This is a genomic window from Spirillospora sp. NPDC047279 (assembly GCF_040643285.1).
Taxonomy (GTDB): Bacteria; Actinomycetota; Actinomycetes; order Streptosporangiales; family Streptosporangiaceae; genus Spirillospora.
Window position 1 is genome coordinate 441,338 of sequence record NZ_JBEYUA010000006.1, and the last position, 13,336, is coordinate 454,673.

The 13,336-nt window shown below is 67.1% G+C and carries 13 protein-coding genes; 7 read left to right on the forward strand and 6 right to left on the reverse strand.

The genetic code is table 11. The features are described 5' to 3' along the window. Nucleotides 1-209 precede the first annotated feature (209 nt). Nucleotides 210-686, reverse strand: coding sequence for an NUDIX domain-containing protein (locus ABZ810_RS18240; protein ID WP_358404213.1), 477 nt, complete (start codon nt 684-686; stop codon nt 210-212). Between the two features lie 3 nt (nt 687-689). Continuing rightward, nucleotides 690-1,436, reverse strand: a complete 747-nt coding sequence (locus ABZ810_RS18245) for a helix-turn-helix domain-containing protein (RefSeq protein WP_358404215.1) — start codon at nt 1,434-1,436, stop codon at nt 690-692. 180 nt (nt 1,437-1,616) lie between these two features. Here ABZ810_RS18245 and ABZ810_RS18250 point away from each other — a divergent pair, with 180 nt between their 5' ends. The 7 genes from ABZ810_RS18250 (at nt 1,617) to ABZ810_RS18280 (ending at nt 7,565) form a co-directional block, all read left to right on the forward strand. After that, the gene (locus ABZ810_RS18250) at nt 1,617-1,823 is read left to right on the forward strand and encodes a hypothetical protein (RefSeq protein WP_358404217.1); all 207 of its coding nucleotides are present in this window, start codon (nt 1,617-1,619) and stop codon (nt 1,821-1,823) included. Nucleotides 1,824-2,007: 184 nt separating this feature from the next. Next, nucleotides 2,008-2,196 carry a hypothetical protein gene (locus ABZ810_RS18255; protein WP_358404219.1) on the forward strand — a complete coding sequence of 63 codons (189 nt, stop codon included), beginning with the start codon at nt 2,008-2,010 and terminating at the stop codon, nt 2,194-2,196. A gap of 28 nt (nt 2,197-2,224) precedes the next feature. Continuing rightward, nucleotides 2,225-2,569, forward strand: coding sequence for a hypothetical protein (locus tag ABZ810_RS18260; RefSeq protein WP_358404221.1), 345 nt, complete (start codon nt 2,225-2,227; stop codon nt 2,567-2,569). A 35-nt stretch (nt 2,570-2,604) separates the two neighbouring features. Then, nucleotides 2,605-4,383, forward strand: coding sequence for an FtsK/SpoIIIE domain-containing protein (locus ABZ810_RS18265; RefSeq protein WP_358404222.1), 1,779 nt, complete (start codon nt 2,605-2,607; stop codon nt 4,381-4,383). 159 nt (nt 4,384-4,542) lie between these two features. After that, nucleotides 4,543-4,722: a helix-turn-helix domain-containing protein gene (locus ABZ810_RS18270; protein ID WP_358404224.1), complete on the forward strand. Its 180-nt coding sequence runs from the start codon at nt 4,543-4,545 to the stop codon at nt 4,720-4,722. A 169-nt stretch (nt 4,723-4,891) separates the two neighbouring features. Then, entirely contained in the window at nt 4,892-6,040 is a 1,149-nt protein-coding gene (locus ABZ810_RS18275) for a site-specific integrase (protein WP_358404226.1), read from the forward strand. Between the two features lie 832 nt (nt 6,041-6,872). Beyond that, nucleotides 6,873-7,565: a hypothetical protein gene (locus tag ABZ810_RS18280; protein WP_358404228.1), complete on the forward strand. Its 693-nt coding sequence runs from the start codon at nt 6,873-6,875 to the stop codon at nt 7,563-7,565. A 17-nt stretch (nt 7,566-7,582) separates the two neighbouring features. On the opposite strand, the gene ABZ810_RS18285 is transcribed toward ABZ810_RS18280, so the two are convergent. The 4 genes from ABZ810_RS18285 to ABZ810_RS18300 all read right to left on the reverse strand — a co-directional run bounded on the left by ABZ810_RS18285 (nt 7,583) and on the right by ABZ810_RS18300 (nt 13,334). Beyond that, nucleotides 7,583-8,407 carry an acyl carrier protein gene (locus ABZ810_RS18285; protein WP_358404230.1) on the reverse strand — a complete coding sequence of 275 codons (825 nt, stop codon included), beginning with the start codon at nt 8,405-8,407 and terminating at the stop codon, nt 7,583-7,585. An 80-nt stretch (nt 8,408-8,487) separates the two neighbouring features. After that, on the reverse strand, nt 8,488-10,590 hold the full coding sequence (locus ABZ810_RS18290) for a serine/threonine-protein kinase (protein ID WP_358404231.1): 2,103 nt from the start codon (nt 10,588-10,590) through the stop codon (nt 8,488-8,490). Next, complete coding sequence (locus tag ABZ810_RS18295; RefSeq protein WP_358404233.1) at nt 10,587-12,716, reverse strand: PQQ-binding-like beta-propeller repeat protein; 2,130 nt, start codon at nt 12,714-12,716, stop codon at nt 10,587-10,589. The genes ABZ810_RS18290 and ABZ810_RS18295 overlap by 4 nt, the downstream gene beginning before the upstream one ends. A 105-nt stretch (nt 12,717-12,821) precedes the next feature. Continuing rightward, on the reverse strand, nt 12,822-13,334 hold the full coding sequence (locus tag ABZ810_RS18300) for a hypothetical protein (protein WP_358404234.1): 513 nt from the start codon (nt 13,332-13,334) through the stop codon (nt 12,822-12,824). Nucleotides 13,335-13,336: the final 2 nt, after the last annotated feature.

Here is a 13,336-nt window from a genome sequence, read left to right on the forward strand (position 1 = left end):
CTCCCCGCGGCGGAAGATTGGATCTTGGGAGCCAAGTAAGGATATCCTGCGGCAAGCGCCATCTGGGGCCATGTGTAGAAATTGGTGGCTATCGGACCTTTGCCCAGTCTGATCCAGGCTTGCCAACTAGGCTGACCCGCTGAGTCTGCTGGCCCCCGCGGGATAGTGCCGAGCGGTTCGTCGCAGGTCGAATCGACCTAAACCCCGAGTCACGTGATGATCGGGAGTCCCCGTTGAGCTCGGTAGTGACCTATACGGAGACGCATTGATCGATCCATCTTCCGGTCGGTGGCTTCCGCTGCCGCCACCCAACGGACCTCCCGGGACTCGTCACTGGTACGAGGCTCGCCATCCATCGGGAGAGCCGTCAAGAGGATTGAGAACTCTTGGCGGACCTCGTCGTTGCTGGTGTAGTGGATGACGTGCTTGGGGTCGCTGTAGATGCCTACTAGGCCGGTGATCTCAACGTCGATACCGGTCTCTTCTTTGGTCTCGCGGACCGCAGCTTGAGAGACGGACTCGCCTAGGTCGATGGCTCCGCCGGGGAGGGCCCAGTTGTCGTTGTCGGTGCGGCGGATCATGAGGATCTCGCCAGCGTCGTTGGTGACGACGACATTGACGGACGGGACGAGGCTGTTGGCCTGGGGGGCGTTGGGGTCGTCGTAGTAGTCGATCCTGCGGCCCATGATTCAGTCCCCCGGTTGTAGTGGCTTAGCGCCTTCCCAGACGCGTTCGAAGCTCTCCAGGTAGGTCGTGACGATCTCGCCACCTGGGATGCGGCGGAGGTGCCAGAACGGCGCGTTGGACGCCGGCACTCCGTAGACGTGGGTGTTGACGAAGACCTGGTCGTCGGCGAAGTAGATCGAGTTGTAGAGGACCGTGCCGTGGAGACGCACCTCGACGTTCTCGACGGCGCGCAGCTTCTTGTAGAGGACCAGGACGTTGTGGATCCTGGCCGCCATGCCGTCGCCGATGCCTTCGTCTTCGCCGCGTTCGGCGACCTGGGAGGAGTCTGGGTCGCCCAGGAGGAGGCGGACGCGAACGCCTGCCTTGGCCTTATCGGTCAGGATGCGTTGGGCACCGTGGTCCTCGGCTAGGAAGAGGCCGCTGTAGACGAGGACGCCGATCTCGTTCTCGGCCTCTGCGAAGAGACGTCCCCATGCGTCCCTTGGGACGGCCCAGCGGTGCGGGTAGATCGTGATGAGCTCGCTGTTGGAGACCGAGGTGACTTGTTCGTTGGTCAGGGCGTCCGGCCAGAGATAGGTCTCGTCCGCGTCTAGGGCGGTTGCCACAGCTTGGCGGGTGCGTCGGTACGGAACGCGGTCCTTGGTTATCCAGCGTTCGACGGTCTTGGGATCGACGCCTACTTGTTCGGCGAGCGCGGCCAGGGTGATGCCCTTTTGGTAGAGCGCGGCGCGTAGGCGTTCGTTCGGCATGCACCCGTCCGGATCGCGGGGACGTCTTGGGGACACCAACCCTACGAGGACGTCTTGAACAGGTCCAGTCATGTAGTGATGTCGTCCCCCAGGTCAGGCGCAATCTCGATCTCGTAAGGCACGACCGACCGCCCGAGCCGCCCCCGCCGGACACGGGCCTTACGAGAAGAGGTGTCCCCCATGATCCTCGTTCTGGCCTCGATCATCGCTGTCTTCCTCGCCGGCGCTGTCTGCGGCATCTTCGCGATGCTGGTCATCGGCATCCACGCTGAGGAGCGCCGTCTAACCCGTACCGGCGAACCGACCCGTACGGGCGCTGTCTCCCGCCGATTCCTGTCGACTCAGACGTGTGATGACGTCCCCGAGCGCGTGAAGGCGGGGCGGTGATTCCCGTGAGGATGCCCCGCGTCATCACCGGCCACAGGTGTCCGTGCGGCGCTCGTCTGGATGTTGGTAGCCGGCGCTGCCACAAGTGCCGCGCTCGTGCTCGTTGGCAGCGACGCAAGCAAGGGTCCCGCTACCCCGATCTCTGGCTCTGACCGTCCGCCCAGGGAAGGAGGTGAGGCTCCGCATGACCGTTTCCGTTCCGCTGGTGGCGATCCTTGGCGCGGTTGTCTGGCTCGCCTGGCGCTACATGGGGCTCCGAATGTGGCACGCCGTTCTGGCGCTGCTGTTTGGGTTCTTCCTCGCCGCCACCAGCGCCGCGCCGGAGATACGCCGGATCGTAGCCGCCGTCATCCGCGCTCTCGACCAGCACTGACCGTCCCCGACCGAAGGAGGGATGCCTAGTGCCCGACACTCCACAGCCCACCGGTCTCAATCTTCAGGGGGTCCGCACCCGCAACCTCAACGCCAGAGAGATCGTCTCGGCTTTGTCCGAAGCGATGCCGACGATCGCTGACATGTGGCTTCGTCTCAACGCCGCGCTCGCCGACACCCCCGCACTTACCAGCGAGATCAAGCGCCTCGCCATCGAACTCGCTCGGGCGCGCCGAGGCCACGCCAACCTTGTCGCCGCCGCCCGCGCGACGCTCAACGCCCATCAGGACGGCGAACCTGACCCGCTCTACTACCTCAGCGACGAGCTTCGCGCACAGGGGCAGCTTCCTCCGGACACCTGGGGACGGCCATGACACGGGCTCGCCAGATGCGTCGGCACGCACGCAAGATGCGGCGCTACGGCCTCCAGCCGATGATCGTCATCAACCATGACGAGCGACTTCCCGACGTCGCTGCGGCGCTCGTCGGACGTGTGCTGTGGCGGTATCGGTCCGAACTCGCCCCGTTGTACGTGGGAGCGATGTTGGTGCTCGGCGGGACGGCGCTGCACATCACGCATCCGCGGTGGTGGATCTACCTGCTCATCGCGGCCACCTTGGTCGCATGGTTGGTCGCACTGTTCGGTGAACGGGTCGGGCTGACGGTGCGCGCAGAACGTCTGTACGCGGCGACTTTGGTGATGAGTGCTGGAGCTTGGCTCAGCGCTGTGACAGCGCTCGGCATCACCTACCGGCCGCTCGCATACCTCTTCTTTGGAGGCGGGCTCCTCCTGGCCGCGCCCTGGTGGGCGCACCGGAGGCGGCGCGCCAAAGTGCGTGTTGACCGCCAGCTCGCCGCGTGGCCTGACATTGCTCAGTCGATCGGGCTCGCTGGCTCCCATGTCCAGTCCGCCGTGGTGGACGTATGGGGATGGCGTGCGCGGTTCGCGCTCGCTCGTGGCCAGACGATCCAGGATGTGATCGGCAAGGTGCCCGCAATCGAGTCGGCGCTCGGCACGTTCCGTGGTGCTGTCCGAGTCCATCCGACGCGGGACGACAGAGCCAACCGATTCGAGCTTCGCGTCCTGGACACCGATCCGCACGCTGACGCCATCCCGTGGCCGGGGCCGTCTGTCTCGTCCATCACCGAACCCATCGACCTCGGGCCGTTCGAGGACGCCACCAGCGCCAGAGTCCTTTTGCTGCGGCGGCATGGCTTGTTCGGAGGCGTGGCCGGCTCGGGCAAGAGCGGCGGGATCAACGTCCTCATGGGCAACCTCGCCGCATGCTCCGACGTGGTCATCTGGGCAATCGACCTCAAGCGCGGCATGGAACTCCAGCCATGGGCGAGCTGCATCGATCGGCTCGCCACCACTCCCGAACAGGCCCGTGCCCTCCTTCGCGACGCCGTCGCGGTCCTGGAGGCTCGCGCTGAGTGGCTCGCCGCGCGTGGACGACGCGTCTGGGAGCCCAGCGAAGAGTTGCCCGCGCTGGTCATCGTCATCGACGAGTACGCCGAACTCGCCGACGATGCGCCCGAGGCTGCCACCGATACCGACTCCATCGCCCGCCGCGGAAGGGCCGTTGCCGTCACCCTGCTCGCCGCGACGCAGCGTCCGACGCAGAAGGCCATGGGAAGGGGTGCCGTCCGTTCGCAGATGGACGTACGTGTGAGCTTCCGCGTTCGGGAGCGCAAAGACGTGGATCTCATCCTCGGGCAAGGGATGCTCACGGCTGGGTGGCACGCTCACACCCTCAATGCCCCTGGCAAGTTCCTGCTGTCCGCACCTGAGCACGACACGCCTCGTCGCGCCCGTGCGTACCTGCTCACTGACGAGGCTGTCGCAACCGCCGTGCAGCAGTCCTGCGCCATACGGCCGACGCTGGATGAGATCTCCCGTACGGCGATCGAAGAGGCACGCGCGGACATCCGGCTTCAGGCGGGGAGTCCGGCGGACGATGCGCTCGCGACTCCTCATTCGGACGTGGCCGAGGACCGTCCGCAAGAGGTCCTCTGGGCCATGTTGAACGGCGCACCGGAGGACGGTATCCCGGTGTCGCATCTGATCAACGCAACCGGCATGAGCCGTCCGTGGATCTACCAGCGGCTCCGTGACCTCGCCGACGATCAGCGCGTCACTCAGGTCTCGCGCGGCCGGTGGCGTGCCGTGTCCGACGACTCTCCGTGACTTGTCTACGTCTACGTCTACGTCTACGCGCGCGCCTGCACGTATGGACGTAGACGAGACATAGACGAAGACGTAGACAACCACTCCCCGTAACGAACGGAGGCGGTCACCACGCCGCACATGAGGCCCGAGCACGGCTCGGGAGACAAGGAGGTGAGCATGCAGGCATACACCGTCGAGCAGGTCGCCGAGATCCTCCAGATCGGACGCGACAAGGTCTACGCCCTCATCCGTACCGGACACCTTCACAGCATCAAGATCGGCAAGCTTCGCCGCATCACCGATCAACACCTCGCCGATTTCGTCGCGTCGCTCGAAAAGGAAGACGCCTCACACTAGGGACGTCTAGGGACGTCTTCTGTTAACGTCCCTAGTGAGGAACGGGGCGCGCCTCACCGGAAGGCCCCGTGACCTTCGCTTCTTGAGAACTCCATCGACGCGATCCCGGCGAACGGCTTCGAGCCGTCCGCCAACTCCACCGTGCACCCGAGTACGAGGGAGGGATCACTTGGCAAAGATCCTGATCGGAAACTACGAGGCGAGCATCTACCCGGAAGGTGATGGCTACGCCGGGGCCATCTCGCTCGGCTTCAAGCCGAACGGGAAGCGCAACAGGCCCAAGCGGAAGGGCAAGAACAAGGAAGCCGTCAAGGCGAAGCTACGCGAGTTGGTCGACGAGCTTGAGAAGGGAGTGCAGGCCGACCAGAACTACACCGTGAAGCAGGCGGTGAACGCGCTCCTCATCCACCTTGCCAAGCAAGGCAAGAGCGACCGGACCATGAAGACCTATCGCGGTCTCGCCGACAACCACATCATCGCCAAGATCGGCAACGTCAAGCTCAAGAAGGAGCTGACACCGGACCTCGTCGAGACGTGGCTCGACGAGTGCGCCGAGAACATGACCACTCAGACCCTGCGGATCGTTCACGGACTTCTGAGGCGGTCAATCCGACTGGCGCAGCGGCGTGACAAGGTGGACCGCAACGTCGCGGTTCTCGTCGATACGCCACAAGGCATGAAGCCAACGCGTCGGTCCCGCTCGCTGACGCTCAAGCAGGCGGTCAAGCTGCTGCGTTCCGCCCAGGACCCACAGCACCGACTTGGTGCATACGTGATCCTGGCGGTCGTCACCGGTCTGCGTACGGAGGAACTCCGAGCGCTTACCTGGAACAACGTCGACCTCAAGAAGAAGGTCGTCTACGTCCTCCGCTCTGACAGGGACGGAGGCGACACCAAGACCAAGAAGAGCCGCCGCGGATTCACCATGGCGGACAACGCCGTTGACGCGCTCAAGGCACTCCGAAAGCGGCAAGCCGCGGAGAAGCTCGAAGCAGGCGACGCCTACAAGGATCACAACCTCGTGTTCTGCCACGAGGACGGCACGCCCTACACGGACGGCGATGTGCTCCGCCGCTTCCAGAAGCTCACGGCAGCGGCCGGCGTCGGCTCCGACTGGGTGCCGCGCGAACTCCGGCACACCTTCGTGTCGCTGATGAGCGATCACGAGGTCGCCGACGAGGTGATCAGCGACCTTGTCGGCCACTCAAGCACACAGACCACGCGCACCGTGTACCGCCACCAGCTCCGCCCCGTGGTCCGCAAGGGCGGCGAGAAGATGAACGAGATCTTCAAGGACGACAAGTCCAAGTCAGCCTGACGAGTGGCATCCGAATTGGCATTCCAACCTGATTCGAATGGCCTCTGAGCAGGCATGCAGCTCTAGAACGGGATGCACCCGCATTAGCCCCGCACCCCCGCAAACTCCCACCGATGGTCAGCCAGGGGGCTTTCGTGCGTCTGAGCAGACGAGCCGAACCCAACTGGTGATCCAGTCCAAGCACACCGTCCGAGCACTCGCAGGACCCAGCATCACCGCTCGTGGCAGATGGCAGATGGCAGATGGCATACGACGCATCCCAGATCGCCGTCTCCGAGGGGCTTGAAGCAGCCCTTCTCCGTTTGTGGATGCTCTTCGGCACAACGCGTGACGACCCGGGACTCCCGGGCGTGACGCTCGCTTTGCGGGGATGCCCTGGCCGAACAGGCCGTCGACTCGCCCCTACGGGTCAACGTGCCCGTCGAGCCAGCTCGTCCTGAGCTCGACCTGCGATCACAGAGATGACGGTTTTCATGTGCAGACAGAACCCCATGCGCAGATGGGGATGAGGATGGTGACCGCGCTCTGTACGAACGCGGTTACGGATGTCTGGCGCGATGGATGTTACTTCCGGCAACGCGCCGATTGGACCGCCGAGCAACGACCGCTTGAGGCGCTGGAAGAGTCAGATCAGCACGGAGCCGGGCAACGTGCCAACTAGTCGACCGGCGCAGTGGTGCCCGGGTCTTGATCCCTACGCCAAGCCACCTACGCGACCGCATCACCTGATGCGCAGCCTGTCCGCACAATAAGGAATATAACGGACGACTACGCCATAGTTGACTTTCTTGGTATATTTCAGTCGCCCTCTTGGAATGTCGCCGATTCGCAAATGATCCTTAGGAACGACGGCTTTGCGCTGACCGTCCAACAAGGCATGGCGCGCACAGAAGGAGACTCCGGATCAAGTCTCCCGGAGGAGCAAGGGAACGTCAATCAATGTCCTGGCAGCCCTTCCGAATGGAAAAAGCAGTTCGTTACTGGCGTTATTATCGCGGCAATAGGCGCTGGCGCGGGCGTTACGGCGGCGTGGCTCACGAACAACGGGCAAGAGCGGGCCCTGGCCAGACAGATGATAGAGGATCGCGACAGATCCCAGAAGGATCGGATCGCCGAGATATACATGGGGTTCCTACAGGCAACGAACAAGGCTCGGGCAACCGAACTCGGCATCCAACGCGAGATGGAGGGCGAAGATACGAAAGAGAAGCCTCTCGTTCACAGCACGAAGATGCACATACAGAAACTCGATATACATCTTGAGGCGCTGGAGAGAAGGCAGCTTATGATTATGGCCTTCGGCTCAAAGAAGGCTATAGACGGCTCTCAGCAAGTTATCGATTCCGTACGAAGGTTCCGCGACTCGCTCAGCCCAGGGGAAGCGATCAATCCACTCCGGGTCAACCATCGACAACAGAGGGAAATCGACACCCTGAAGAACCATGGAGTGAGTTTTTCCGGGCTTGTGCGGCAGGAACTCGGAGAAAGCACGGAAAATACAGCGGCGTGCATGGCCAGGTCGTGATCGACGGTGGCTGGGGGTTAGGCGGGATGTCTTTGGGCGGCGAGGTGGGTTGCGACCTCTTCGATGGTCTTGGCGAACAGCAGGGACGAGATCAGCCAGCCGGCTTCTTGTTTTTCCAGGTGGAATTCTTTGTCCGCCATGCTGGTTATTTCCAGGACGGCCAACGAGTCCAGGCCGGCTTCGAAGAGTGGGCGGCTTGTGTCTATTTCGCTTTCGGGGATGTCCAGTGCCTCGCTGATTCTCGCTACCAGCCAGGTGAGTTCTTCGGTTGCTTGGGCGGGGGGTGGGCTGGGGAGGAGGGCGCTTGTTGCGCCTGTGCCGGTCAGGACTTCTCGGGCGGAGGCGGCGAAGCGGTCTAGGATGTCTCGGACTTGGGCGTCCTGCTGGATGCATAGGGGGATGCGGTGGGAGATTTCGTTTCCTTGGCGCAAGTCTTTGGCTGCTGCGCGTAGGAGGTTGTGGAAGAGGACTATGCTTTCCTCTGCCCGACGTGTCCATTCCAGGATCTCCTGGGGGCCCAACACGAAGACGGTGGCGCTTGCGCGCCTTACGTCCTGCACGAGGGGGCGGGCCTCCTCCAAACGAGTCACGACCTGCTCGATATCTGGATCGGAAGCTCTGAGCAGTCGCCAAATACTGGCCAGTTCATCGCGGGCTTGCACCCCGGAGTCAAGAAAGGAGCTGTAGGAGTCGCGCCGCTTCTCTCGGTGCCACTGCATTTCTTGGCTCAGACTCTGGTGTGTGGTCTGACGGCGGGCCGACCAGCCGGCGATGAGGGCCGCGGCAGTAGCTCCCATGGCGCCTACGGCGGTTCCTACTACGGCTATCCACGCCGGATTCATGAGACGAGGTTATGGTCGGCCACGCACATTGTGCTGGTCCTTCACAAGTTTCTGCTGGACGCGGCGACTGCTGCACCGCGTTAGGTCTGGGGACGGGTGGCGAAGGTTTGGAGGAGGCCGCGGTTCAGGGCGGCTAGGGTTTGGCCCGTTTTGGTGAGGGTCCATTGGTCTGTGGTGGTGGCGAAAGGGGCGGGGCGGCTCCAGGTGAGGTGGCCGGTGGTTTCGGTCCAGGCGTAGAGGCCGGGACCGGTGGGGCCTGCCACGCCGGTGCAGATCAGGCCGCCGAAGGTCAGGAGCGGGGCGGTGTCGGCGGCGGGGGTGTTGGCCGACCAGAGGCGGCGGCCGGTGCGGGTGTCCAGGGCGACGAGGTTCTGGTTGTCCAGGAGGTAGGTGCGGTCGCCGTTCACGTGGAGGCTCTGGATGCGGCTTCCGGGTACGGAGGGTTCGTACGCCCATCGGCTGCGGCCGGTGGAGAGGTCGAGGGCGTCGAGGGTGGAGCCGGCGACGAAGGCGGTTCCGGCGGCGACGGTGATGGAGGAACGTTCGCCGGAGAGCGGGGTCGTCCAGGCGGTGCGGCCGGTGGTGGTGGAGAGGGCGTCGACTCGGCCGTCGGTGGTGTTGAGGATCAGGGTGCCGGTGTCGGGGAGCAGCAGGCCGTCGGTGGGGTACGGGCGGTTCCAGCGGACGGCGCCGGTGGACGGGTCGAGGGCCAGGAGGTTCGGGTAGGGGCCGTCGTCGGGCTTCGTGCCGGTGGCGAGGATGAGAGTGCCGCCCAGGAAGCCCAGGAGTTCGGCGTCGGAGCGGGTGTTGTACGTCCAGAGGGTCGCGCCGGTGCGGGTGTCGACGCCGAGAAGTGTCTGGCCGTTCAGCAGGGCGAGACGGGCGTTGTCGGGGCCCTTCATGGTGTCGATGTCGAAGCCGGACGGCAGGCGGCGACTCCAGCGCGGCGAGCGGGTGTAGGGGTCGAACGCGACGAGGGTCTCGTCGTCGGAGGGGCGCGCGTAGATCAGGTCGTCGGCGCAGGCGTCGTAGGTCACGCCCGACCAGAGCCTGCGGCCGGTGGCGCGGTCGAAGGAGTGCGACGTGCCGGAGGCGGTGGAGACGACGACGGCGCGGGCGAAGATCTGGGGCGACATGATGTCGCTGCCCGTTTTCAGGTCCGCCTCCCAGAGGAACGTGGGCGGGGGCGGGGCGTGGCCGTTCCGGGCGAGGGCCACCGCGGTGCCGCCTCCGGCGAGCGCCAGGCCGGCGGTCGCGGCGCCGGCGATCAGGAGGCGGCGGCGGGTCCTGGCCCGGGTGACGGAACGCAGGTCGGCGACGAGGGTGGTCTCGCGGCGTTCGAGTTCGCGGCCGAGGGTGTCGGGAAGCCAGCCGGGCGCGGCCGGCGGGGCCAGGAGCCTGGACAGGAGCGCCACAGGCGGGCGGCGGCTCGGGTCGGTGCTCAGGCAGGCGGCGACCATCGCGGCGAGGGACGGCGGCACGCCTTCGAGGTCGGGAGGTTCGTGCAGGGTGCGGTGGATGACGGTGTGCACGGCGCCGGCGCCGAACGGGGGGCGGCCCGTCGCGGCGAAGGCCAGCACGGCGCCGAACGCGAACACGTCGGTGGCGGGGGTCAGGTCCGTTCCGCGGATCTGCTCGGGCGCCATGTATCCGGGCGTGCCGATGAACTGGCCGTCGGCGGTGAGCCTGGTGCCGTCGGAGGCCCTGCTGATGCCGAAGTCGATGACGCGCGGGCCGTCCTTGGCCAGCAGGATGTTGGCCGGTTTGAGGTCGCGGTGCAGCAGGCCGGCCTGGTGGACGGCGACCAGCGCTTCGCCCAGGCCGGCGCCCAGGGTGCGCAGCCGCGGCTCGGGCATCGGCCCGTGCCGGTCGACGGCGTCCTTGAGGTCGAGCCCGTTCACGTACGCGGTCGCCAGCCACGGCACGGTCCCGTCCGGGTCGGCGTCCACGACGGGGCTGGTGAACGCGCCGCCGACCTTCTTCGCCGCCTCCACCTCGGCCCGGAACCGGGCACGGAACGACTCGTCCCCCGCCAGCTCCGCCCGTACGACCTTGATGGCCACCGCCCGGCCCGCGGGCGACGCGCCCAGGTAGACGCGGCCCATCCCGCCCTCGCCGAGCCGGCCCAGCAGCCGGTAGCGGCCCACGTGGCCAGGGTCGCCGGGCTCCAGCGTGCCGGTCATACGCCCGCCGGGAAACGGTAGAGACGCTTGTTGTCGGTGGCGTAGACGGCCGGTCCGGACACCGCCAGGGACCAGCCGTCGTCGTTGGAGGGGCCCCAGTACGCCCATGACGGTCCGCCGCCGGGGCGGGCGGCGAAGAAGCCGCCGCGATCCCCCGAGTCGCCGAACACGGCGGCGAGGACCTGGTCGGAGCCCCCGGCCCAGCTGGCATTGGTGAAGAACTGGAGGGAGGAGGGGCTGGAGGTCTGCTGCCAGCGGGCCGCTCCGGTGGCCTGGTCGAAGGCGTGGAAGCCCTGCTCCCCGGTCGCGATCAGATCGGAGCCCAGCACCGCCGCCGGTCGCAGGCCCTGCCCGCTGTTCTTCGACCACGCCACGGTCCCGTCCGTGGTGCGGAGCGCCCGCAGGATGGACGAGCCGGTGGCGCCGATGAACACCAGCCCGCTGCCGAGAAGCAGCGGATACCCCCGGGTCCGTTCCCTGTCGGTGAACCAGGTGTGCGCCCACTTCCGTGCCCCGGTCGCGGCGTCGATGCCGATGACCTGCGTCGGGGTGCAGAGGTAGAGCGCCGTGCCGTCGGCGACGCCGTAGAGGCCGTCGGTTCCGCCGGGGTAACGCCACAGGACCCGCGAGCTGTCGAGGTCGACGGCGAGAACGGTCTCCTTCTTGCCCGTGCGGGCCGTCGTCACGCTCACGAACGCGGTCCGGCCGATCAGTCCGTACACGTCGGTGACGGTCTCGGCGTCGTCGGGCATGGCGATCCGCCGCTCGTTCCCCGTCGCCGCGTCGATCTCCAGGAGCTCGTAGGGGTCGGCCAGGACCTTGGAGCCGAGAGCCAGGATCGTGCCGCCGAAGACGCGGAAGCCGTGGCCGCCGGGTCTGCCGGTGCGGCGGTCGAGGGTCCAGAGCCGGCGGCCCGACGCGGCGTCGACTCCGCAGATGGCGTCGTACTCGCGCCACACCACCGTGTTGCCGGTCACCTCGACCTGGAACCTCAGCTGGATGTCGGGCTTCCGCGGCCAGTCCAGGGACCAGACCGGTGCCGGGGCCGCGACGAGGCCGGTGGCGCGCGGCGCCGGCTTGGCCGACGCCGGCTCGTCGCGGGTCAGTGCCCAGGCCGTGGCGCCGCCGCCCGCGCCGACGACGCCGACGGCCGTCGCGGCGGCGAGGCGCAGCACCAGCCGCCGTCCCGGGTCGTGCGCGACGGTCCGGTCGATCTGCGGCAGCGGCGGCGGCGCGACGACGGGGCCGCCGGCCATGGCGGCGGCCGTCGCCTCGCGGGACGCGATCTCGTGCCGCAGGGCCGGGGAGGTCAGGGCGGCCGGGTCGGACGGGAGGAGAGCGCCGAGGACGTCGGCCAGCGGCGGGCGTTCGTCCGGCTCCTTGGAGAGGCAGGCGGTCAGCAGCCCGCGCAGCGGCCCGGGCACCGCGTCCAGGCGCGGCCCCCCGTACATCACCTCGTAGAGCAGGGATGCCGAGTCCCCGGCGCCGAACGGCCCGGTCCCGGACGCGGCGTACACGAGCACGCCCGCCAGGGAGAACACGTCGGACGCCGGGCCCACGTCGGGCCGTCCGCCGATCTGCTCGGGCGGCATGAACGCGGGCGTCCCGATCACGCCGCCGGTGGCGGTGAGCCGCGAGGCGTCGACCGCCCTGGTGATGCCGAAGTCGATGACCTTCGGGCCGTCCTCGGCCAGCAGGATGTTGCTCGGCTTCAGGTCGCGGTGGATCAGGCCCGCCCGGTGGATGACCTGGAGCGCCTCGGCGAGCCCGGCGCCCAGCGCGCGCAGCGCGGCCTCGGGCAGCGGGCCGGTGGCGGCGACCGCCTCCCGGAGCGTGGGCGCGGGCACGTAGGCGACGGCCAGCCAGGGATGCGGCGCGTCAGGGTCGGCGTCCAGCACCGGGGCGGTGTAGACGCCGCCGACCCTGCGCGCGGCGTCGACCTCGCGCCGGAACCGTTCCCGGAACCCCTGGTCCTCGGTGAACTCGGCGCGCACCAGCTTGAGGGCCACGAGCCGTCCTCCCGGAGACCGGGAGAGCAGGACCGTCCCCATGCCACCGGCTCCCAGGCGGGCGCACGACTGGTACGGGCCGACCCAGGCCGGGTCCCCCGCCTGAAGCGGCTGCACTCACGTCCTCCCGCGAAAGATCGCCAAGATCGGCTTGGACCGCAGCCTAGCAAGCAGACAGATGAGCGCGTCTATAAGAAACCGGGACTCTCAGCGACGAAGGGGTCACGCCCATTCGACGCGCTGGAGGAGGTGCCAGGAGAAGGTGGCCCAGAACTCCCGGGTGCGGCCGTCGGGAGTACGGACCTGGAACTTGTACTCCTCGTAGGGCGGCCAGCGGTCGCCCTCCTGGCTCGGCGGGCCGAAGGCCTCGAAGACCTCGTCGCGGAGATGGGCCCAGGGCCGGAGGTCGTCGGGGTGCTTGGGGGGAATGGCGGGAACGCCGGGCCTCCTGGCGAAGCCGGCGTCGTGGGAGAACGGCAGGCCCGGGCGGCCTACGAGGAAGAACTCCAGGCCCGGCCAGAGAGGGAGCTCGTAGCGCAGCCTGGTCAGGGGGCGGCCGTCCGCGGCCCGCAGGGTCTCTTTCCTCCGGGGGCGTCCCAGCAGGGCGACGACGTTCTCGTACCGGCCCGCGGGGAGGAAGACGTCCGGCGTCTCCTGTCGGCTTCGCTCCATGTCCGACTCGTCCGCGCCGAGAGCACGCAGTGCCTGCTGGACGATGCGATCGTTGCCCCGCATTC

Excerpts from the sequence above, each read along its gene's own strand:
- ABZ810_RS18240 (WP_358404213.1), bottom strand. The coding sequence starts at position 686 with ATGGGCCGCAGGATCGACTACTACGACGACCCCAACGCCCCCCAGGCC.
- ABZ810_RS18245 (WP_358404215.1), bottom strand. The coding sequence starts at position 1,436 with ATGCCGAACGAACGCCTACGCGCCGCGCTCTACCAAAAGGGCATCACC.
- ABZ810_RS18250 (WP_358404217.1), top strand. The coding sequence starts at position 1,617 with ATGATCCTCGTTCTGGCCTCGATCATCGCTGTCTTCCTCGCCGGCGCT.
- ABZ810_RS18255 (WP_358404219.1), top strand. The coding sequence starts at position 2,008 with ATGACCGTTTCCGTTCCGCTGGTGGCGATCCTTGGCGCGGTTGTCTGG.
- ABZ810_RS18265 (WP_358404222.1), top strand. The coding sequence starts at position 2,605 with ATGCGGCGCTACGGCCTCCAGCCGATGATCGTCATCAACCATGACGAG.
- ABZ810_RS18270 (WP_358404224.1), top strand. The coding sequence starts at position 4,543 with ATGCAGGCATACACCGTCGAGCAGGTCGCCGAGATCCTCCAGATCGGA.
- ABZ810_RS18280 (WP_358404228.1), top strand. The coding sequence starts at position 6,873 with ATGATCCTTAGGAACGACGGCTTTGCGCTGACCGTCCAACAAGGCATG.
- ABZ810_RS18285 (WP_358404230.1), bottom strand. The coding sequence starts at position 8,407 with ATGAATCCGGCGTGGATAGCCGTAGTAGGAACCGCCGTAGGCGCCATG.
- ABZ810_RS18290 (WP_358404231.1), bottom strand. The coding sequence starts at position 10,590 with ATGACCGGCACGCTGGAGCCCGGCGACCCTGGCCACGTGGGCCGCTAC.
- ABZ810_RS18300 (WP_358404234.1), bottom strand. The coding sequence starts at position 13,334 with ATGCGGGGCAACGATCGCATCGTCCAGCAGGCACTGCGTGCTCTCGGC.